This is a genomic window from Streptomyces sp. Je 1-4 4N24 (genome assembly GCF_026239515.1).
Classification (GTDB): Bacteria; Actinomycetota; Actinomycetes; order Streptomycetales; family Streptomycetaceae; genus Streptomyces; species Streptomyces nigrescens.
Window position 1 is genome coordinate 5,563,500 of the sequence record NZ_CP110836.1, and the last position, 21,372, is coordinate 5,584,871.

Annotated in this window: 16 protein-coding genes and 1 tRNA gene; 5 read left to right on the top strand and 12 right to left on the bottom strand. The window is 70.3% G+C overall.

Annotated features, from left to right (window positions below):
• Positions 1–101 precede the first annotated feature (101 nt).
• Complete coding sequence (locus tag SLV14N_RS24455; protein WP_263271078.1) at positions 102–1,424, top strand: cyclopropane-fatty-acyl-phospholipid synthase family protein; 1,323 nt, start codon at positions 102–104, stop codon at positions 1,422–1,424.
• Between the two features lie 66 nt (positions 1,425–1,490).
• Here SLV14N_RS24455 and SLV14N_RS24460 read toward each other — a convergent pair whose 3' ends face one another.
• Complete coding sequence (locus tag SLV14N_RS24460; RefSeq protein ID WP_263271079.1) at positions 1,491–4,049, bottom strand: ABC transporter permease; 2,559 nt, start codon at positions 4,047–4,049, stop codon at positions 1,491–1,493.
• A gap of 44 nt (positions 4,050–4,093) precedes the next feature.
• Positions 4,094–4,909 carry an ABC transporter ATP-binding protein gene (locus SLV14N_RS24465; RefSeq protein WP_263271080.1) on the bottom strand — a complete coding sequence of 272 codons (816 nt, stop codon included), beginning with the start codon at positions 4,907–4,909 and terminating at the stop codon, positions 4,094–4,096.
• A 443-nt stretch (positions 4,910–5,352) separates the two neighbouring features.
• Between SLV14N_RS24465 and SLV14N_RS24470 the strand changes: the two genes are divergently transcribed.
• Positions 5,353–5,434, top strand: a tRNA-Leu gene (locus SLV14N_RS24470).
• Positions 5,435–5,525: 91 nt separating this feature from the next.
• On the opposite strand, the gene SLV14N_RS24475 is transcribed toward SLV14N_RS24470, so the two are convergent.
• Both SLV14N_RS24475 and SLV14N_RS24480 read right to left on the bottom strand, forming a co-directional pair.
• The gene (locus SLV14N_RS24475) at positions 5,526–6,695 is read right to left on the bottom strand and encodes a glycosyltransferase (RefSeq protein WP_208683616.1); all 1,170 of its coding nucleotides are present in this window, start codon (positions 6,693–6,695) and stop codon (positions 5,526–5,528) included.
• Entirely contained in the window at positions 6,695–9,541 is a 2,847-nt protein-coding gene (locus SLV14N_RS24480; RefSeq protein ID WP_263271081.1) for a bifunctional glycosyltransferase family 2 protein/CDP-glycerol:glycerophosphate glycerophosphotransferase, read from the bottom strand. Before SLV14N_RS24480 ends, SLV14N_RS24475 begins: the two co-directional genes overlap by 1 nt.
• A gap of 660 nt (positions 9,542–10,201) precedes the next feature.
• Between SLV14N_RS24480 and SLV14N_RS24485 the strand changes: the two genes are divergently transcribed.
• On the top strand, positions 10,202–11,089 hold the full coding sequence (locus SLV14N_RS24485) for a Bax inhibitor-1/YccA family protein (protein WP_263271082.1): 888 nt from the start codon (positions 10,202–10,204) through the stop codon (positions 11,087–11,089).
• 141 nt (positions 11,090–11,230) lie between these two features.
• Here SLV14N_RS24485 and SLV14N_RS24490 read toward each other — a convergent pair whose 3' ends face one another.
• Positions 11,231–11,458 (bottom strand): DUF4287 domain-containing protein, encoded by a 228-nt coding sequence (locus tag SLV14N_RS24490; protein ID WP_018093122.1) that lies wholly within the window; start codon positions 11,456–11,458, stop codon positions 11,231–11,233.
• Between the two features lie 98 nt (positions 11,459–11,556).
• Here SLV14N_RS24490 and SLV14N_RS24495 point away from each other — a divergent pair, with 98 nt between their 5' ends.
• Positions 11,557–11,916, top strand: coding sequence for a hypothetical protein (locus SLV14N_RS24495; protein ID WP_127151335.1), 360 nt, complete (start codon positions 11,557–11,559; stop codon positions 11,914–11,916).
• A 26-nt stretch (positions 11,917–11,942) separates the two neighbouring features.
• Here SLV14N_RS24495 and SLV14N_RS24500 read toward each other — a convergent pair whose 3' ends face one another.
• From SLV14N_RS24500 to SLV14N_RS24510, 3 genes are all read right to left on the bottom strand, one after another.
• Positions 11,943–12,896, bottom strand: a complete 954-nt coding sequence (locus tag SLV14N_RS24500; RefSeq protein WP_263271083.1) for a hypothetical protein — start codon at positions 12,894–12,896, stop codon at positions 11,943–11,945.
• Positions 12,897–13,506: 610 nt separating this feature from the next.
• On the bottom strand, positions 13,507–14,727 hold the full coding sequence (locus SLV14N_RS24505; protein ID WP_263271084.1) for an acetyl-CoA C-acetyltransferase: 1,221 nt from the start codon (positions 14,725–14,727) through the stop codon (positions 13,507–13,509).
• Positions 14,728–14,932: 205 nt separating this feature from the next.
• Complete coding sequence (locus SLV14N_RS24510) at positions 14,933–15,946, bottom strand: SGNH/GDSL hydrolase family protein (protein ID WP_208683626.1); 1,014 nt, start codon at positions 15,944–15,946, stop codon at positions 14,933–14,935.
• A 196-nt stretch (positions 15,947–16,142) separates the two neighbouring features.
• On the opposite strand from SLV14N_RS24510, the gene SLV14N_RS24515 reads away from it, so the two are divergent.
• Positions 16,143–17,531: a cystathionine beta-synthase gene (locus SLV14N_RS24515; RefSeq protein WP_026170264.1), complete on the top strand. Its 1,389-nt coding sequence runs from the start codon at positions 16,143–16,145 to the stop codon at positions 17,529–17,531.
• Between the two features lie 358 nt (positions 17,532–17,889).
• Here SLV14N_RS24515 and SLV14N_RS24520 read toward each other — a convergent pair whose 3' ends face one another.
• The 4 genes from SLV14N_RS24520 to SLV14N_RS24535 all read right to left on the bottom strand — a co-directional run bounded on the left by SLV14N_RS24520 (position 17,890) and on the right by SLV14N_RS24535 (position 21,338).
• Positions 17,890–18,303 (bottom strand): hypothetical protein, encoded by a 414-nt coding sequence (locus SLV14N_RS24520; protein ID WP_208683627.1) that lies wholly within the window; start codon positions 18,301–18,303, stop codon positions 17,890–17,892.
• A gap of 41 nt (positions 18,304–18,344) precedes the next feature.
• Entirely contained in the window at positions 18,345–19,757 is a 1,413-nt protein-coding gene (locus tag SLV14N_RS24525; protein WP_208683629.1) for a cytosine permease, read from the bottom strand.
• Positions 19,758–19,866: 109 nt separating this feature from the next.
• On the bottom strand, positions 19,867–20,424 hold the full coding sequence (locus SLV14N_RS24530) for a cysteine dioxygenase family protein (RefSeq protein WP_208683631.1): 558 nt from the start codon (positions 20,422–20,424) through the stop codon (positions 19,867–19,869).
• Positions 20,421–21,338: an amidohydrolase gene (locus SLV14N_RS24535; RefSeq protein WP_263271085.1), complete on the bottom strand. Its 918-nt coding sequence runs from the start codon at positions 21,336–21,338 to the stop codon at positions 20,421–20,423. Before SLV14N_RS24535 ends, SLV14N_RS24530 begins: the two co-directional genes overlap by 4 nt.
• Positions 21,339–21,372: the final 34 nt, after the last annotated feature.

The following is a 21,372-nucleotide window of genomic DNA, read 5'->3' on the forward strand; positions in this document are numbered from 1 at the left end:
CGGTTCTCTTACGTGTGAACGGGACTAACTGGGCGCCCCATTGGCGTTTACGTGGTGGGTGAATCTTCTTTGCCCGACTCGTCAACACGGAGGTGTGCGACATGGCCGACGCCGCTGGACGGCTCACCAAGCTCGCCGAGGAGGTGCTGGGAGCACCGCTTCCGGTGCGCATCCGCGCCTGGGACCGCAGCGAGTCCGGCCCGCCGGGGGCACCCACACTCGTCATCCGCCATCGCCGGGCGCTGCGCCGGCTGCTGTTCAGGCCGGGCGAACTCGGCCTGGCCCGCGCCTGGGTGGCCGGCGACCTCGACATCGAGGGCGATCTCTACGAAGCGCTCGACCGGCTCGCCGGACTGATCTGGGAGCGCGACGACGCCCCCAAGCCGCAGCGCGCCGCCGTGCTCCGCGCCCTGGCCCGCCCGGAGATCCGCGCCGCGGCCCGGGAACTGCTGAGCCTGGCCGGCGCCCCGGTCCCGCCGACGCCGCCCGCGGAAGAGGTCAGACGCCGCCGCGGACCGCTGCACACCCTGCGCCGCGACAAGGAAGCCATCAGCCACCACTACGACGTCGGCAACGACTTCTACGCCCTGGTGCTCGGCCCGTCCATGGTCTATTCCTGCGCCTACTGGGAGAGCCCCGAGGCCACCCTGGAGGACGCCCAGCGCGACAAGCTCGACCTGATCTGCCGCAAGCTCGGCCTCCAGGAGGGCCGGCGGCTGCTCGACGTGGGCTGCGGCTGGGGCTCGATGGTGCTGCACGCGGCCCGCGAGTACGGCGTACGGGCGGTCGGCATCACCCTCTCCGAGGAGCAGGCCACCTTCGCCCGTAAGCGCATCGCCGAGGCCGGGCTCGCCGACCGGATCGAGATCCGGGTGCAGGACTACCGCGAGATCAAGGACGAGCCGTTCGACGCGATCTCCTCGATCGGGATGGCCGAGCACGTCGGCCGGACACAGTACGCGGAGTACGCCGGCGCCCTGTACTCCCTCCTGAAGCCCGGCGGGCGGCTGCTCAACCACCAGATCGCCCGGCGGCCGCTCGCGGACGAGGAGGCGTACCACGTCGATGAGTTCATCGACCGGTATGTGTTCCCGGACGGTGAGCTGGCGCCGATCGGCCGGACCGTCGGCCAGCTGGAGGACGCCGGGTTCGAGGTGCGGGACGTGGAGGCGATCCGGGAGCACTATGCGCTGACGCTGCGGAGCTGGGTCACCAATCTGGAGCGCCACTGGGCCGAGGCGGCGCGCCTCACCTCCGCGGGCAGGGCCCGGGTGTGGCGGCTCTACATGGCCGCGTCGGCGCTGTCCTTCGAGCGCAACCGGATAGGAGTCAACCAGGTGCTGGCGGTCCGGACACCGGAGGGCGGGGCCTCGGACATGACGTTGAGGGCGCGTGAGTGGCGCTCCGGCACCCACCGCGGCTGAACGCCGCCCGCCCACCCGCTGCCATGAGGGAGCGGGTGGGCGGGCAACGGGACCGGCGCCGGGGCGCTATTCGGCCTTGATGGCGGCGAGCATGTTCAGCCTCGCCGCCCGGAACGCCGGCCACAGGGCGGCCAGTACACCGACGAGCGCGGCCAGGCCGAGGAAGAGGCCCATCCGGGCCCACGGCAGCACCAGTTCGTAGGTGGCCAGGTGGGTGCTGATCAGCTGACCGACGGCCCAGCCCATGAACACGCCGAGCCCGATGCCGAGCACCCCGCCGAACAACGAGATGACCAGTGACTCCAGCCGCACCATCCGCTTGATGCCGCGCCGGTCCAGGCCGATCGCCCGCAGCATGCCGATCTCCTGCGAGCGTTCGAAGACCGACATCGCCAGGGTGTTGATGACTCCGAGCACCGCGACGATCACGGCCATGGCAAGGAGGCCGTAGAGCATGTTCAGCAGCAGGGTGAACATCGAGGCGATGGCGTTCGAGACGTCCTTCTTGTCCGCGACGGTGACCGCCGGGTTCTTGCCGAGCGCCTCGACCAGGTCGTCCTTGTTCGCGTCGGTCGCGCCGTCGGCCATCTTGACCAGCAGCTGCTTGTCGCTGATGTCCTTCTGGTGCGGAGCCAGGGCGCGGTTGTCCAGGAGGACGCCGTTGAGCATCTCGTTGCCCTTGTAGACGCCCGAGACGGTCAGAGTGGCCTTCTTGCCGTCCTCGAACGTCACGGGGAGCCGCGTGCCGGCCCGCCAGCCCTTGTTGGTGGCCGTGTTCTCGTCCACCAGGACCCGGTCGCCGCGCAGGGTGCCGAGCGACCCCTCGCTGATGTCGAGCCGGACGAGCGAGCCGAACTGAGCGCCGTCCACACCGGTCAGCTGGGTCGGCTGCCGGGCGGCGCTGCTGGTGCCGATCGTCGCCATGCCCTCCCGCAGCGGGGTGAGGGCGGTGACGCCGGGCACGTCGCGAACCTTCTGCTCCGCGGTGGTGGGCAGCTGCGTGTTGCCCTGCATCGAGACCGTGTAGTCGGCCTTGAGCGCATCGACGGCCAGCTTGTCGATGCCCTTCTGCGTGCTGCCCGCGATCACCGTCATGCCGGTGATCAGGGTCAGCCCGATCATCAGCGCGGAGGCGGTGGTGGCCGTACGGCGCGGATTGCGCAGCGCGTTCTGCCGGGCGAGGCGGCCGGAGACGCCGAAGGCACGCAGGACGGGGGTGGCCAGCGCGATCAGCGGACGGGACAGCAGCGGCGTCAGGATGAACACGCCGACCAGCAGCAGCATCCCGCCGCCGCCGAGCATGATCTTGCTGGTGTTGTCGCCGTCGTACACGGAGGTGGCGAGGATGACCGAGGCCGTGCCGATGCCCGCGACGAGCGCACCGAGGGTGTTGCGGACCAGCAGCGATTTGGTGGTGGCGACGGCGTGCACGCTGTTCATCGCGGCAACCGGCGGAACCTTAGCGCCGCGCCGCGCGGGCAGCCAGGCGGCCAGCACCGTGATGACGGTGCCGATGCCCAGGGCGGCGACGGCCGTGGAGGGCGAGACCACCAGCGGCCCCTCGGGGAACTTCGCGACAAAGCCGTTCAGCACCTCCCGCAGCACTGCGGCGATGCCGATTCCGGCCGCCAGGCCCGAGACACCGGCGATCGCACCGACGAGGAACGCCTCGATCAGCACCGAGCGGGTGACCTGGCGGCGGCTCGCGCCGACCGCCCGCATCAGCGCCAGCTCCTTGGTGCGCTGGGCGACCAGCATGGTGAAGGTGTTGGCGATGAGGAAGATGCCGACGAAGAGCGCGACGGCGGCGAAGGCCAGCAGCGCGGTCTTCATGCCCTGCATGTCGTGGTCGATCATCTTGGCTTCGACGTCGGCGAGTTCCTTGCCGGTGAAGGTGGTGGCGCTGTCCTTGGGCAGCGCCTTGCCGATCGCCTGCTGGAGTGCGGCCTGGGACGTCCCGGCCGCGGCCTTGACGTCGATCTGGCTGTATCCGCCGGACAGTCCGAGCAGCTGCTGCGCGGTCCGGGTGTCGAACAGGGCCAGCGAGCCGCCGGCGGCGACCCGGCCGTCGTCGGTGGTGAAGATGCCGGTCAGCTTCTGCTGCCGGACCGGTCCGTCGGCGGATATCCGGACGGTGTCGCCGACGTGGTAGCCGCCCTTCGCGGCGGTGCCCGCGTCCAGCGCGAACTGGTCCGCGCGGGTGGGGGCCGTGCCCTGCTTCATCGGGTAGCGGGCGTCCTTGCCGTCCTTGCCGGGGAAGTAGTTGCTGCCGCGGCTCTCGCCCGAGCCGATCAGCTTGCCGTCCTTGTCACCGATCCCGGTGAAGCCGTTGACGGTGCCGGTGACGGAGGCGGCGCCGGGGAGACGGGACACGGTGTCGAGCGCCTTGCCGTCGAGCCGGGGCTCCTTGGCCCGGGTGCCGGGAGGCCCGTCGGACGACGGTGGTGTCAAGGAGACATCGACGTTGTCGAAGCTCTTCTCGGAGCTGGTGCGGAAGGCGTCGGAGATGGTCGAGGTGAAGACCAGGGTGCCGGAGACGAAGGCCACGCCGAGCATCACGGCGAGGACGGTCATCAGCAGCCGGGCCTTGTGCGCAAGCACATTGCGCAAGGCGGTACGGAACATGAGGGGTCCTGGAGGAGAGGTCCGGGTGAGGGGGCGGCTGCTGATCAGCTCGTACGGTGCAGGGAGTCGAAGCCCTTCATGCGCTCCAGCACCGTGTCGGCGGTCGGGCCGGGCATGTCGTCGACGATCCGGCCGTCGGCGAGGAAGACCACGCGGTCCGCGTAGGAGGCGGCGACCGGGTCGTGGGTCACCATCACCACGGTCTGGCCCAGTTCGCGCACGGAGTTGCGCAGGAAACCGAGGACCTCGGCGCCGGAGCGCGAGTCGAGGTTGCCGGTGGGCTCGTCGGCGAAGATGATCTCGGGCCGGGAGGCGAGCGCGCGGGCGACCGCGACGCGCTGCTGCTGACCGCCGGAGAGCTGGCTGGGGCGGTGCTTGAGACGGTCGGCCAGGCCCACGGTCTGCACCACGCGGTCCAGCCAGGCGCGGTCGGGCTTACGGCCCGCGATGTCCATGGGCAGGGTGATGTTCTCCAGTGCGCTCAGGGTCGGCAGCAGGTTGAACGCCTGGAAGATGAAGCCGATCTTGTCGCGCCGGAGCTGGGTGAGCTTCTTGTCCTTCAGCCCGGTCAGTTCGGTGTCGCCGATCCGGGCGGAGCCGCCGGAGATCGAGTCCAGCCCTGCCATGCAGTGCATCAGCGTCGACTTGCCGGATCCTGAGGGGCCCATGATCGCGGTGAACTGGGCCTGCCGGAACTCGACGGAGACCGCGTCCAGGGCGACCACCTGGGTCTCGCCCTGTCCGTAGACCTTGGTGAGGTCCGTGGCGCGGGCGGCCGCCGCGGTGGTGCGGGTGGCGGTGGCGACGCTGGAGTCGTGGGTGGTCACGGGGAGGTGCTCCTGTCGTACGAGGGGGGCCATCAGTTCCGCCGCGACCACGAGGATTCGGGCGGCGAACGGAAGGCGGACCTTTCCATCGTGAGTCAGGGCACAGGGCCAGGACGTCAACCCCTGTGGCCGTCCTGGACCACCCCTGGGGCGTAGCGGGGACGTGCCTGTCATCCCTGCGGAGGAGACGACTCCGGATGCTGATACCGCGTCGGCAGCAGCCGGAGGGGCGGTCCGGCGGGGGTGAGGGTCACGCTGACGAGGCGTCGAGTTTCCGTCAATTCGGGCATGAAAATGCGCCGGGGGGCTTCCCGGCGAAGGAGGGCTTCAGGCATGTGCCGAAGGCCTGTACCGGTCGCTGATGCTCACTCAGTTGCCAATAAAATAAGACAACCTCGGGAAGAGCGGCCGATCTGCGTCGTGCGCTGCGGGCTACGCTCGTGCTGCCCTCTTTGAGGTGGCATGGGGGATCCCAGGCCCGGATGGTGGAATGCAGACACGGCGAGCTTAAACCTCGCTGGCCTACGGGCCGTGCCGGTTCAAGTCCGGCTCCGGGCACTCCGCACGCAGCGGAGCTTAACTGAATTTTCAACGAGAAGGGGCAGCCGGGGAAAGCCGACGGCCCCTTCCCGCATTGTGAGTTGTCGGCTCAGCGCTCCACGAGCGCGAACAAGCTCTCCCAGCGGCCGACAATCTCCTCCGTGGAGAACCGCTGGATGTTCTCCCGGGCCGCTTCGCCCATCGTGTCCCGAAGCTCCTTGTCGGACATCAGGGCGTCGAGATGCCGGGCGAATTCGGTGATATTGCCCGGCGGGGCGAGGAATCCGTCCACGCCGTCCGTGATGATCTCGTGGACGCCCGGCGCCACATCGAACGCCACACACGGCACAGCGGTCGCCATCGCCTCCATGGGCGCCAGCGGGAAGCCCTCGCCACGCGAACTGAGCGCGAAGACCGCGCTCTCCCGCAGCGCGCCCGGCACATCACCGGTCCGGCCCATCCATGCGACCGTGGCGGCGATGCCCAGCTCAGCGGCCTGCTTGCGCAGCGCCCCCTCTTCCTCGCCGGAGCCGTAGACCCGCAGCGTCCAGTCGGGGTGCTGCGGGGCGACCTTGGCCCAGGCCTCCAACAGCAGGTCCACGCCCTTCTCTTCGTGCAGCCGGCCGATGCTGACGACGCACTTGTGGGAGCGGTCCGAGGGCACCTCGGGGAAGAAGGGCAGCGGGTTCGGCATGAAGCCGACGTTGTCCATCCGCTGCCGGATCCAGCGGTCCGCGTCCTCCCGGGTGAGCGTCAGCATCCGGTCGACGTCCCGGTAAAACCGCTTGACCCGGGCGAACCGGGAGGACTTGCGGCAGGTGTCGAAGGATTCATGGCTCATACCGATCACCGTCAGACCCGCGGTATCGGCCAGTGCGACCCACTCCATGGCCCACACCTGAGTGACGATCACCACACCGCCCGGCTTCGCCGTCCGGAACAGTGCGCTCAACTTGGCCGCCTGCTCGCGCATCCCGGCCTCCCGGGCCGCCCGGCGGCGCTGCTCGACCAGGTTGAGCTTGTCCTTGAGGCCGCGCACGGGGGCGACGGTCGGCGGGTGCTCGGTGTACAGCGTGGTGGTCCCGAACGGCACGTCGGGGGCCATCTCGTGGACCCGCCCCTCGGGAGGCGGCACCACGCCGACGAGGTGCACCCGGTGGCCCCGCTCGCTGAACAGCCGCGCCATCTGGTGCGACCAACTGGTGATGCCACCCAGCTCGTTGACGCTGTTGGACACGAAGAAGATGTCCCGCGGCTCGGCTGCGTTCGACTTGGTCATCAACGGCTCCACTGCGCAAAAAACTGATCGACGATGCTCCGGGCGGCGTCGCCCCGGTCGTATTCGCCGAACTTGGCGACGAATTCCTTGCGGCGCTGTGCGTATTCCAGCGTCTGCGACTCGAACGACTTGATCGTCTCGTGGAAATCGTCCTCGTTACGGACCACCGGGCCCGGTGCATGCTCCAGCAGATCGAAGTAGGTGCCGCGGCCCTCGTGCACATACGCGTCGTAGTCGTAGGTGAAGAACACCAGCGGACGGTCGAGCAGCGCATAGTCGAACATCACCGACGAATAGTCGGTGATCAGCCCGTCGGCCAGCTCCAGCAGGGGCGTCACATCGTGGCGCGCCGATACGTCGATGACCCGGCCCTGCACGGTCGGTGGCAGCACCACATGATTGAGGTAGTGCGAACGCACCAGGAGGACATAGCGGTCGCCGAACTGATCGGCGAAACGCTCCACGTCGAAGGGCAATTCGAAGCGCCCGTGCCGGCCGCCCGCCTTGCGGAACGTCGGTGCGTAAAGCAGTACGGTCCGGTCCTCGGGAATGCCCAACTCCGCGGCGAGCGGCCCGCGTTCACGTACTCCCCGCTCGGCCTCCCGCTGCCGGGCGTGCACCAGAGCGTCATTGCGCGGGTAACCCACCCGCAGCAGCGTCCTCTCCTGGAGCCGGAAAGCCTTGGCCAGCGTGCGCACATCGTGCTCGGAGCGGACCAGGAAACGGTCGAAGCGGTCCAGCGAACGCTGCTGCTCCGCCTGCTGCCGGCGGGTCTGCGCCTTCAGCGCCGGCTGGTCGAAGCCCATGTTCTTCAGCGCCGAGCCGTGCCAGGTCTGGAGGTAGGTGGTCTCCGGGCGCTTGGTGAGCTTGAGCGGGTAGCTCTGGTTGTCCACCCAGAACTCCGCCTGCGCCAGCGCCTTGAGGTAGGGCAGCGACCAGCGCCGTACGAGAGTGACGTCCTTCGGGAAGTCCTTCGGGGACCCGGAGTACGACCAGATCGCCTCGAAGTCCAGGCCCTGCCGGCGCATCTCCTCGTAGAGGGCGCGGGGGCTGTCGCTGTACTGCTTGCCCAGGTGGCTTTCGAAGACCACCGTGCGCTTCTTGACCGGCAGCCGGCAGAACACCTCGTGGTAGGCGCGGAGTTTGTTGTCGCCGGAGGTGACCTTCTTGCGCAGCGCCTTCGCCTTGCGGTAGCCGGTCTTGGCCAGCGTCCCCGGCTTGCCGCGCACTCCGCGGGTGATCAGCTCCTGTACGCGCTCGGCGCTGTGGCCCTCGCTGACCAGGCGGAACGCCAGATGACCCTTGGCCGAGACATGCGGTTCGAGGTGGTCGGCGACCATCCGTGTCAGCCGCGGCCGCACCGGCAGCGGCTCGGACAGCCCGGTGGCGGCGACGGTGAGCCGGGTCGTGGTGCGCACCCCGTCCACGTCCAGGCGCAGCCGTACGTCCCAGATGGTGTCGACGATGCCCAGCGGGCGCAGCTTCGCGGTGAGGTCCGCGGCGGCCTCCCAGTGGAGGGTGTCGCCGTCGTGGCGCAGCTCGTGCACCGGGAAGCGGAAGGACTGCAGACTGCGCCGCCGGGCACTGAACTCCAGCTCGCCCTTGAGGCGGGCGCCGGGCGGGACGACGCCGAGCGGGTTGGTGATCCGGCCGGCCAGCGAGACCGTCCTGCCGGACGAGCGGAAGCTGGTGAGCTGATTGCGCAGGAACAGCTGGTTGACCGGCTTCTCGTGGTAGCCGATGTCGGTCACGTCCAGCAGCTCGCGCCCGAACGGATCGTCGAAATGGCCGTCGCACCAGTAGATCCGGCCGTCGTGCTCGGCGAGCGGTGAGGAGACCTTGTCACGGTTGATGAGGGTGTCGACCGCCGGGATCAGGTGGTCCCAGTCACCCTGCTGGAGCAGGTAGGCGCAGATGGCCTGTATCGGCTGGACCCGCTCGTACGCCTCGGGGGCGATGCTTTCGAGGTATTCCCGGGAGAGTTCGGAGAACTCCTGGCGATAGGAATCGTCGCGGAACGGCAGGTCCCGCAGATGCAGCACCAGATCGTGCTTGAGGAATTTCACGTCCTTGGCGAGCTTCAGCTCGTCCAGCCCGCGCTCCGCCAGCAATGCGTCGATGCGGCGGTGGATCTCCAGCCGGTGCGTATAGTTCGTCATTTCGTGGCGCCGGTTCGTCACCGACTTCACGGCGGCCCGTTCGTATACGTGCCAGAAATACACCTGATTGGGGATCAGGGTGATGCGCTCCGCCGCGAGATAGGCATCGGCGATAAACATCAGGTCCTCGTAGAACATCCCCTTGGGGAATCGGAGATCGTTCTCGATGAGGAAATCACGGCGATAGCACTTGTTGGTGGACAGGGTGTCCCAGACGAACAGGTCCGGCAATTCCGTGACGGATTCCAGAGTGCGGGTCGTGGAATACAGCCAGGCGTACCACTCGTCGCGCTTCTGATTGCGGGTGTCCTTGTGCAGCCGGACGCACAGACCGGAAACGATATCCGATCCGGATTCCTCGGCGGCTTCCAGCATATTGCGGCACGCATTGATTTCCAGGACGTCATCGCTGTCCAGGAACATGACGTAGCGGCCCTCGGTGTGCTGGATGCCCACGTTCCGCGGTTCGCCTCCCGCACCGCTGTTCTCCGGCAGCTGGAAGGCTCTGACCCGCCCGGGGTGGTCGGCCGCGAGCCGCTGCGCCACTTCGAAAGAACGGTCGGTGCTGCAGTCGTCGACGATCACCACCTCGACGTCCCGGAGCGTTTGATCCAGCACGGACTGGACCGCGGTCGGCAACCGGTCGGCGTCGTTGTAGACGATGACGACTACTGAGACGTCAGGCACAGGCACCTCAACCCTCTTTCGCTGCTGTTTCCCGCCAGAATAGCCCTATCTGTACCCTCGGATTACAACCGATCGCGCCCATAGCGCTACGGACGGTGAGCCACGGGAGCATCGAGATGGGGCACTCCGGGGTTCGGATCTTGACCCTGCGTCAGCCCTGCAGATCCACCCACCAGGACACGCTCCGGCCGGCAGGGAAGACGGCCCCTCCCGCGAATCGGTTGCCTGCCGCGTCCGGTGACGTCCGTTGCGATCAGACATTTATCGGATTCCGTCCGGGCGGCAGCGGGAAGGAGCCCCGGGCGGAGCGGAAGGAAAATCCCAGTTCACGTGCGACGGCGCCGCCCGTCGACCACGGACGACGACAACGGACGATGACAAGAGGGCGGCAAGAAGGCGTCAAGACGGTGGCAGGAGATCGAATACCCAAAATGCCCGGGACCGGACGGCGGGACGGTGTGGCAGCGGAACGGCGGGGCGGTGGCGCAACGCGGTCCAGGCCCCGCCCCGGGCACGTCTCCGGCGTCCCGTACGTCCTCCTCATGGCGGATGTGCCGTCCCGGGTTCAGGGAAAGATCCTGCTCAAGAACTAGCGACGCGCCTTTGCCAAGCCATTACGCTTGCCGTCAAGGCCGCGCAGGGCGGCCATGGAGGAGTGAGATGAGGAGCAGCAACCCGGTCTTCTCGCGACGGGGGTTCAGCCGCGACACCGGCTACGCGGGCTTCAACGCGCCGCCGCAGGCCGGGGGCCCCGCCGCGAACCCGTACGCCGGAGCGAACCCCTACGCGCAGGGCGGCAACCCCTACGCACAGGACGCGACCAACCCGTACGCCCAGGGCCAGCAGGACGTCACCCAGGCACCGCCGCAGTACACGCCGCAGACCCGCCCGATGACGATGGACGATGTCGTCGCGCGTACGGGCATGACGCTGGGCACGGTCATCGCGGGTGCCACCGTCGGCTGGCTGTTCCTGACCCAGAACCTCGGCTTCGCCATCGGGGCCGGTCTGGTCGCGATGGTGCTGGCGCTGGTCCAGTCCTTCAAGCGGAAGCCGTCGCCGGCGCTGATCCTGGCGTACGCGGTGCTCGAGGGCCTCTTCCTCGGTGCGCTGAGCGGCTTCATCAACGACCTGCCGAAGATGAACGGCGCCCCGATGCAGGCGGTGCTGGGCACGATGGCGGTGTTCGTCGCCATGCTGGTCGCCTATAAGACGCGGATCGTGCGGGTCACCGCCCGCTTCACCCGCTTCGTGATGATCGCGGCAATGGGCTTCGTCCTGCTGTCGCTGGTCAATGTGCTGTTCATGGTGTTCGGCGGCGGTGAGGGCCTCGGCTTCCGCAGCGGCGGTCTGGGCATCGTCTTCGGCATCGTCGGCGTGGTCCTCGGCGCGCTCTTCCTGGCGCTGGACTTCAAGCAGGTCGAGGACGGCATCGCCTACGGCGCTCCGCGTGAGGAGTCCTGGCTGGCGGCGTTCGGTCTGACGCTGACCCTGGTGTGGATCTACATGGAGATGCTGCGGCTGATCTCGATCCTCCGGGGCGACTGACCCCCGGTGCCGGGCGCCTCGCGCGTCGGGCACCACCGTCGAAGGGCCCGCGGGCGAACTGCCCGCGGGCCCTTCGGCGTGAGTGGTGTCGGATGAGGTGAGTGTCCGGGGCCGGACCGGCTACTGGGCCCGGCCCGTGGATCAGAACTTGCGCGCGGCGCGCCTGAGGTCGTATTCGTGGACGATGGCCTTGGCGTGGCCGTAGGCGAGGTTGTGCTCGCCGCGGAGCCAGCTGACTTTTTCATCGAAACGGAAGAGGGCGGGGCCCTCGTCAACGGCGCGCAGCCAGTCGGAGATTTCCCGGCCGGTGCACTGCGGGATACGGGAGAGCATGTTCCGGTGGGTCTCTTCGGAGAAGAGCTGAGACATCGGCGCCTCCGGACGCGGTCGATGCTGGTTCTTCAGCCCACCGTGCCTGAGCGTTCGGGCGTTGGCAACCACCCGGGAGTGGCGCATAGGCTCACGACGTGCTTGACGTGACCCCCTTGCAGACCGCCGTGGACGCCCTCGCCGACCGCCTCCGCGCGCTGCCCCAGAGCAGGCTCGACCGCGGCGCGGCGGCCGAAGGACTCGCACTGGCGCGGCAGTTGGCGACCCGGGCGCAGCTGATCGAGCGGCCGGGAGAGCCCCCGTACGAGCTGCCGGACGCCGGGATGTTCGCGGCCGGCGACCAGCTGGCGGTGGCCGGCCATGACCTTGTCGAGGCGCTGCGGGCCGCGGCGGCGCGGATGGCCGACGGGACGGCGGACTCTGACGCGAAAGTGGCCCCCGCCGACGAACTGGCGGAGGCCGTGCGAGGCGTTCGGGCGGTGGCGGACCGCTGCTGAAGGGTGCCGGGCCCGCCGCGCCGCGGTCAGAGTGAGGCGATGACGCGGTCCGCGAGGATGTAGACGCTCTCCTCGCGGGTCTCGCCCCAGGAGAAGGTCAGCGCGTACGCCCCGGAGATACCGGAGCCGCCCAGCAGGACGGGGGTGCGCCCGGCGTGCAGTGCGCCGGCCACGCGCTCCGCGGTCTCGCGCTGCCCGGGGGTCAGGCAGAGCGTGGTGCCGTCGGCGAAGACATAGACGTCCAGGGTGCCCAGCGGGCCGGGGCGGACGTCCGCGAGCGGGGTGGCGTCCTGTGCCAGTTCCTCCAGGCGCGCCACGGTGCGCTCATGATCACTGATCACCGGGGACGGGGAGAAGTCCGGGTGCGAGGGGTGGCGCCGGCGCGCGGCGGCCAGCTCGGCGGACTCGGTCTCCTCGACCGGCTCCAACTCCGGCGCGTCCAGGGCTTCCAGCGCCTCCATGGACTCCAGGGACTCCATCGCCTCCAGGGCGTCCGGGCCCAGCAGCGGCTCCAGGCCGGCCAGATCCGCCTGCCGGGGCAGGAACGGCTGGGTGTCGAGCCGGTCGGACTCCGGGCGCTCGGACAGCTCGCGCTGGTCCAGCAGGCCCTCGTCACCGAGGCCGACGAGCCCGCCGAGCAGGGACGGGGCGTCGGCGGCGTCCCGGGCCTCCTGCGCGGCCCAGAAGGCGCGGGCCTCGGCCAGCTCGCGCTCGCGCTCCTCGGCCAGGGCGTCCGCGACGGCGGCGCGTATGTCCGCCAGCGGGGTCTCGGCGGCCGGGACGGTGCGGGCGGCCGGGATGGCCGCGGTGGCCGGGTGCGCCGCCGCGGCGTCGGCCGGGGTGTCCTGACGGGTGGCGAGGAGCTCGGCGTGCAGCTCGGCGATCTGGTGGCGCAGGCCGCGGGCGGTGCGCAGGGCGGCGGCGCCCAGCGCCACGGCGGTGGCCGCGCCCGTCAGCAGGAAGAGGGTGGTGACGCTCATGCCGAATCCTCGCTTCGCTCGGCCCCGCATGCGCGAGGCGCGCCCCCTTGAATGGTTCGCTCGCTGCGCTCGCTCACGCCGGAACCTCTCTCCGTTCGGTGCCGCATGCGCGAGACGCGCACCTCTCGATTCGATCGGGGCACTCGCTCATGCGTCCTCCCCACGTCGCTCGGCGGCCCTGGTCGCGCGGGCCGCGCATCGGTACACGGACTGCCCCCGGCCGGTCGGACGGGAGACCCCCTTGATGCGCTCGCTCGGGATCACACCTGGTAGCCGCTCGGTCACCGGCGTACTCCCGTTAGCAGAATGTTCTCCGACTTCCTACATCAGGCTGCCGGTGGTCGGCGACCGCACCTCGTGCCGTATGTCCCGAAATGGAGGGGGAATGAGGGCTCGTATGTGTGGGTGCCCCCGTGCTGACCTGCAAGAACACTGCTCCCCCAGGGCGTTGGTCACAATCCTGGGGGAGATTGGGTCGCGATCTCGTTACCGAGTGGCGCAGGTCACGCCGTGTCGCCGCCCGTGTTCATTCGAGCGCGAAGGGTGTGCGCGGGGCGGAAGTTGGTCCGTTTTGTCGCGCACACCCCTGCGGCTTCGTCTTCGCCGCGGGTCAGCTCAGCCGCTCGATGACCATCGCCATGCCCTGGCCACCGCCCACGCACATCGTCTCCAGGCCGAACTGCTTGTCGTGCCACTGAAGGGAGTTGATCAGGGTGGTGGTGATACGGGCACCGGTCATGCCGAAGGGGTGGCCGACGGCGATCGCGCCGCCGTTGACGTTCAGCCGGTCCAGGTCGATGCCCAAGTCCCGGTAGGACGGGATCACCTGGGCGGCGAACGCCTCGTTGATCTCGACCAGGTCGATGTCGGAGACCGAGAGGCCGGCGCGGCGCAGGGCCTGCTTGCTGGCCTCGACCGGGCCGTAGCCCATGATCTCGGGGGAGAGGCCGGAGACGCCGGTGGAGACGATCCGGGCCAGCGGGGTCAGGCCCAGCTCGCGCGCCTTGGTGTCGGACATGATGACCAGCGCCGCGGCGCCGTCGTTCAGCGGGCAGCAGTTGCCGGCGGTCACCAGGCCGTCGGGGCGGAAGACCGGCTTCAGGCCGGAGACGCCCTCGACGGTGACCCCGGCGCGCGGACCGTCGTCCTTGGAGACGACCGTGCCGTCGGGCAGCGTGACCGGGGTGATCTCCCGCTCCCAGAACCCGTCGTTGATCGCCTTCTCGGCGAGGTTCTGGGACCGTACGCCGAACTCGTCCATGTCCTGGCGGGTGACGCCCTTGAGGCGGGCGAGGTTCTCCGCGGTCTGGCCCATGGCGATGTAGGCGTCCGGGATCAGGCCGTCCTCGCGCGGGTCGTGCCAGTCGGCGCCCTCCTGCCCGGCACGCGCCTCCGTACGGGCCTCGGCGTCGGCGAAGAGCGGGTTGTGGGTGTCCGGCAGGCCGTCGGAGGAACCCTTGACGCTGCGCGAGACCGTCTCGACCCCGGCCGAGATGAAGACATCGCCCTCACCGGCCTTGATGGCGTGCAGCGCCATGCGGGTCGTCTGGAGCGAGGAGGAACAGTAACGGGTGATGGTGCACCCCGGGAGGTGGTCCATCCCCATCTGGACGGCCACGATGCGGCCGAGGTTGTGGCCCTGCTCGCCACCGGGGAGGCCGCAGCCGAGCATCAGGTCGTCGATGTCGGTGGGGTCCAGCTCGGGGACCTTGGCGAGCGCGGTCTCGATGATCTTCGCGGTCAGGTCGTCCGGCCGCAGATCCTTCAGCGAGCCCTTGAAGGCGCGGCCGATCGGGGAGCGGGCGGCTGAGACGATCACGGCTTCGGGCATCACACGGCTCCAGGTGCGCGGGAAAAGGGCGGACTGTGAGGGAAGTTACCTGCACGTACTGCTGAGGTCACGGGGTGCGTGCTGTGATGCGGGCCTCTTTTCTAAGCGGGCGCTTATGGGAACGGCGCGGGGCCGCCGGGTATTCCCGTACGGCCCCGCCCCGTTCCCCCGCGCGTCGCTCACCGCCGGGCCGCCGCCCGGTCCCTCACGGGGTGACGGCCGAGGGATCCGTCGTCTCCGCCGCCGGCAGCTGACGGCGCCTGCGGTGCTTGAGCAGCGCCCAGGGGGCCCGGGAGGCGGTGACCTCCGTGCCGCCCTCGGAAGCCGCCTCGGCGGCCGCCTGCTCGACCGGCAGGATGCCCTCGCCCCGGGCGGGCTCCGGACGCTCCTCCTCCGGCCACAGGCCGAGCGAGGCGCACAGCGTCGGCAGCACGGCCATCGCGGCGGTGGCGTAGCCCTCGGCCGACGGGTGGTAGTTGTCCGGCCCGAACAGTTCCCGCGGACGCGCCTCGAACTCGGGGCCGAGCAGATCGCCGAGGGAGACCGTACGGCCGCCGCTCTCGATCACGCCGATGGTCTGGGCGGCGGCCAGCTGCCGGGAGAGCCGCCGGGCCACCCAGCGCAGCGGCTGGTAGACCGGCTCGACGCTGCCCAGATCAGGGCAGGTGCCGACGATCACCTCGCAGCCCGCCGCGCGCAGTGCGCGCACCGCCTCGGAGAGATGGCGTACGGACTGCGCGGGCGGCATCCGGTGGGTGACGTCGTTGGCGCCGATCATGATGACGCAGACGTCCGGGACCTCGGTGCCCGCCGCCAGCATCAGCTCCACCTGGCGCTCCAGGTCGTCGGACTGCGCACCGGGCAGCGCCACATTGCGGAAGTCGACGGGCAGCTCGGAGAGCGCGGCCAGGCCGGAGGCGAGCAGGGCGCCCGGTGTCTGGGAGGCGCGGTGCACCCCCTGGCCCGCGGCGGTGGAGTCGCCGAGGAAGCCCAGGCGCAGGGGCGGGCGGTCGGTGCGGTGGCCGAAGGCGGCGCCGTAGCGGCCGTCGGCGCACGGTGGAATGTCGCTGGAGCCGCCGACCGTACGGCGGGCCAGCCGGACCTCGGTCAGCAGCACCCCGACGGTGGCGACGCCGAGCAGCCCGACCCCGCCGCCGCCGAACGCCGCGGCGGTGGCGATCCGCCGGGCCACTCTCGCCCTGGACATCGTCATCGGCATGGGCCGGGCACCTCCCCGTGCAGCGCGGGCGCGCCACGGCCCCGGGGGCCGGACGCGCTTGAAATCGGCAAGAACTCCTACAACAGGGTGTTGCCCGTTCCTGCACGGAACGCAACGCACCCCTCCTCTAACGGACCCGGGCAATAGGCTGGCCGCACGGGCGCAGGAGAGCGTGCCCCCGACCGCGGAGACCACCGTGCAGTTTTACGATTCGATGATTGAGCTAGTCGGCAACACCCCGCTCGTGCGGCTCAACAACGTCACTCGAGGTATCCAGGCCACCGTCCTGGCGAAGATCGAGTACTTCAACCCGGGCGGGTCGGTCAAGGACCGGATCGCCGTGCGGATGATCGAGGCCGCCGAGCAGTCGGGTGAGCTTCAGCCGGGCGGCACGATTGTCGAGCCCACCTCCGGCAACACCGGTGTGGGCCTGGCGATCGTCGCCCAGAAAAAGGGTTACAAGTGCATCTTCGTCTGCCCGGACAAGGTGTCCACGGACAAGATCAATGTGTTGCGGGCCTACGGTGCCGAGGTGGTGGTCTGCCCGACCGCCGTTGACCCCGAGCACCCGGACTCGTACTACAACGTCTCGGACCGGCTGGTGCGCGAGACGCCCGGTGCCTGGAAGCCCGACCAGTACAGCAACCCGAACAATCCGCGCTCCCACTACGAGACGACCGGTCCCGAGCTGTGGGCGCAGACGGACGGGCGGATCACCCACTTCGTGGCGGGTGTCGGCACGGGCGGCACGATCAGCGGCACCGGCCGCTATTTGAAGGACGCCAGCGACGGCAAGGTCAAGGTCATCGGCGCCGACCCGGAGGGCTCCGTCTACAGCGGCGGCTCCGGGCGCCCGTACCTGATCGAGGGTGTCGGTGAGGACTTCTGGCCGACGGCGTACGACCGTACGGTCGCCGACGAGATCGTGGCGGTCTCGGACAAGGACGCCTTCCAGATGACCCGCCGCCTGGCCAAGGAGGAGGGCCTGCTGGTCGGCGGCTCCTGCGGGATGGCCGTGGTGGGCGCGCTGGAGGTCGCCGCGAAGCTCGGACCGGACGATGTGGTGGTCGTGCTGCTGCCGGACAGCGGCCGCGGCTATCTCTCCAAGATCTTCAACGACGAGTGGATGGCCGACTACGGCTTCCTGGAGGAGGGCGGCGCCGCCGCCCGGGTCGGCGAGGTGCTGCAGCACAAGGAGGGCGCGCTGCCCTCGCTGGTGCACATGCACCCGGAGGAGACCGTCGGCGAGGCGATCGAGGTGCTGCGCGAGTACGGCGTCTCGCAGATGCCGATCGTCAAGCCGGGCGCCGGGCACCCCGATGTGATGGCCGCCGAGGTCGTCGGCTCGGTCGTCGAGCGTGAGCTGCTGGACGCGCTGTTCACCCAGCGCGCCTCGCTGACCGACCCGCTGGAGAAGCACATGTGCCCGCCGTTGCCGCAGGTCGGCTCGGGCGAGCCGGTCGCCGATCTGATGGCGGTTCTGGAGACGGCGGACGCCGCGATCGTCCTCGTCGAGGGCAAGCCGAAGGGCGTGGTGAGCCGGCAGGACCTGCTGGCCTATCTGGCGCGCGAGGCCGGCAAGTAGCAGTGGTGTCCGGCGGCCGTCCCCCGTGGCGGCCGCCGGGCGCCCCGGCCGCGGCCCCGGCCCGTTCCCGTATCCGTCACGGCGTCAAGTGGCCGTCAGGAAACGGGCCGTCGCCGCACGGTGCACGTATGCGTCATGTGCTCGCAGCACGGGCTTAACACGCGTCAGGCACATTGGGATGCACGGCGACAAGGACCTCCGGAGCGGCTCCCGGACCTCCACCGTCGCCGCCCGGATGCGACGACCGGCCCTGACCCGGGCGCGCGTCCCTTGCGGGGACCGCCGTCGTCCCGCCCCCGGCTCCGGCCGGGGTGTGGCGGTCCCCGCAACATCTCCCCGCACCGCTCCCGACGGAGTCTCAGTCCGCCGCGCCCTCGCGGCGGCCCGTACGCGGGCGCAGCGAATTCCACCGGACCGTGCCGTGCGCGGCGTTGACGCCGACGATCCCGGCCCAGGTCACCAGCAGGCCCGGCACCCCGGTATGGACCGCCGCGACCGTGGACAGCGGGATGGCCAGCACCAGCGAGAGGGCGGCGACCCCGAACCGCTCCCAGAACTCCCTGCCGTGGCCCGCGCGGCGGGGCGGCAGGGTGCCGCGCGCCACCTGGATCTGCTGCTCGGCGAGTTGCCGCCGCACCCGCCGGTCGACGTTCGCGTCCAGCTTCTCCAGGAAGGACTCCAGGAGCTCCGACTCGTACTCCGGCCCCAGCTCCTTGCGCGTCTGGAGGGTCGCGTCGAGTTCCTTGCGCAGATCGGGGTCGTGTGTCGCCATGCTGCCGAGACTACGGACGGCGGGCGGGCGGCGCGCTGGGGCTAACCCCCCAATCCGGCGGGGGAGCGCTCCCCCTCGCGCGTGCCGGGCTCGGCCGTGCGGGCGGTGTCGTGACGGGCGGCGAACCAGTACAGGACGGCCGGTACGGCGAGTCCGACGAGCCAGGAGATGTCGGCGCCGCCGAGGGGTGCCACCAGCGGGCCGGTGTAGAAGTGCGTGACCAGGAACGGGAGCTGGGCGAGCACGCCGAGGACATAGACCGTCAGCGCCCGGACGTTCCAGGCGCCGTAGCGGCCGGCCGGGTCGCTGAGCGCCGGGATGTCGTAGCGCTCCTTGGAGATCAGGTAGTAGTCGACCAGGTTGATCGCCGACCAGGGCGTGAAGAACGTCAGCAGGAAGAGCAGGAAGTCCTTGAAGGACGTCAGGAACGAGTCCTTGCCCAGGAGCGCGACGGCGGTGCCGGCCACCATGATCCCGGCGATGTAGGCCGAGCGGCCGCGGGGCGACAGGGTGCGCTGGCCGCGGAAGCCGCTGACGCTGGTGACCAGCGACATGAAGCCGCCGTAGGTGTTGAGGATGTTGATGGTGAGCTTGCCGAGGGCGATGACGAAGTAGAGGAACGAGGCGATCAGTCCGGCGCCCCCCAGACCGACGATGTAGCTGACCTCGTGGCCCACGAACGCGGCCGGCGCCGCGGCGGCCGCCAGCGCGCCGAACGTCATCGACCACTGCGAGCCGAGCACCGATCCGGACAGCGTCCACCAGAACGTGGCGCGCGCCGAGGTGTGCCGCGGGAGGTAGCGCGAGTAGTCGGCGACGTACGGGCCGAACGCCAGCTGCCAGGAGGCCGAGAGCGAGACGGCGAGCAGGAAGACCGGCAGCCCGAAGCGGTGGTCGGCGAGGAGGGCGCCCAGGTCGGCGCGCTGCACCAGCCGGATGCCGAGGTAGACGAAGGCCAGCGCGCAGACCAGGCCGGCGATCTTGCCGAGGGTGTGGATGAGGCGGTAGCCGACGGCCGCGGCGACGGCGGTGACCGCGGCGAAGAGCACGATCCCCGGCGTCTCGCCGAGGTGGGTCAGCTCGCCGACCGCCTGCCCGGCCAGCACGCTGCCGCTGGCGAAGAACCCGATGTACATCACGATGACCAGCGCCAGCGGGACCACCGCACCGCGCACCCCGAACTGGGCCCGGGAGGTGATCATCTGCGGCAGTCCGAGCCGCGGCCCCTGCGCGGAGTGCAGCGCCATCACCGCCCCGCCCAGGAGGTTGCCGAGCAGCAGCCCGATCAGCGACCAGAAGGCGTTCGCCCCGAAGACGACGGCCAGGGCGCCGGTGATGACGGCGGTGATCTGGAGGTTGGCGCCCAGCCAGAGGGTGAACTGGCTGACCGCGCTGCCGTGCCGTTCGTCGTCGGGGACGACGTCGATCGAGCGCTGTTCGACCACACCTGCCATGAGTCCGCCTCGGGTCGCGCCTGTATGGATTCATGCAGGATCGATGGCGGTGAATGGAAGGTCAATAGGTGGGATCGATTACCGCGGTTAATTACTGGTAACGGCCGGCTCAGGCGGCCGTCGTCGCGTCCATCGGCCGCAGCTCGTCCGCGTACGAGACCGAGACCCGCCGCATCAGCCCGTCCTCGGTGATGTCGTACTGGCCCAGACGCCACAGCGGCGGCGAGTAGGCGTGCACCGACACCGCGTCGTCGGTCGCCCCGGTGAGCCGGTGGATGTGGTCCGGCCCGAAGCAGAACGAGGCGCCCGCGCCGACCGCGGTGGCCAGATGCTCGCCGCCGATGCGGGGGTTGGACTCGGTCAGGACGCCCTGGACGACGCGCACCGCCCCCGAGGAGAGGTCGTGGTCGTGCCAGCCGGTGTCGTTCTGCCGGGTCCAGCACAGCAGCCAGACGTCGACGAACTCGTCGCGGTACAGCGAGGCGTAGTGCCGCTCGGTGTCGGAGAACGCGACCTGCTCGCGCCACAGGTCGGGGCGCGCGGCGAGCCGGTCGACCAGGGCCTGCAGCTCGCGCTTGCCGAGGTTGCGCTCGGGCAGTGCGGTGAACGGCTGCTCGCCGTCGGGGACCTCACGGGCGGTGTCGGCCTGGGAGGCGGTGTCCGTCATGGGCGGGCTCCTTTCGTCGGGCCCAGCAGGCGGGCCGGGTTGGCATGGCGCAGGGCGTGGACGGCGGCGTCCGCGCCGAGGTCGGGGAGGACGGGGGCGGCATACGGGCGGTCGCTGCCGCTGACGACCACATCGATGCCGACGGCCCGTACGAGGGCGTCCACCGCACGGGTTCCGTAGGAGGACGTCTCGTAGAAGGCGCGGCAGTCCACCCGGCCGCGGTCCCGGCCGCCGCCGCGGGCGACCAGACGTTCACCGTGCAGCGGCGCCAGACCGGCCAGCGCGGCGAAGCAGACCCGCAGGTCCGGGTGGCGCGGCCGGCCGAAGGCGCGGAAGGCGAACCAGGAGGCGTGCAGCTGCTGGACGTACGGGACCAGGGCGGGCCACCAGGCGGGCGCGGCGGGTTCGGCGGCCGGGGCCGCGCCGGGGTGGACGAACAGCGGTTTGTCCTGCTCGGCGGCGACCTCCAGCAGCGGTGCGCAGCGGTCCCAGCCCGCGGCGTCGAGCAGTGCGGTGGCGGGGAGCTGGAGGCCCACGCAGCCGCGCGCCAGCTCGCGCCGCAGCGCCGCGGTGTCCGGCTCGGGAGCGGAGAGACAGGACGAGGCCCAGACGCCGAAGGGGGCGGGCAGGTCCAGCGCGCCGTCGTGGAACGCGGTGAGCAGGGGGCCGGCCTCCGCGGGCGGCAGATATTCGATGCCGAGCGGGCTGGAGAGCGACACCAGGGCGAGGTCCAGGCCGTCGGCGCGGGCGAGCCGGGCGCGGGCCGCGATGTCGTGGTCGGCGGGGTCGACGGCGTACGGCGGCTCACCGGGCAGGTGCAGCGTCCAGCCGTCGAGCCGGGGCGGCGCGGTGCGGGACCGCAGCAGGGCGAGGAACTCGGGTGGCCAGAGGTGCTGGTGGACGTCGGTGGGCACGGTGCCGCTCCTCCAGTCTCCGGTCTCTGGTTAA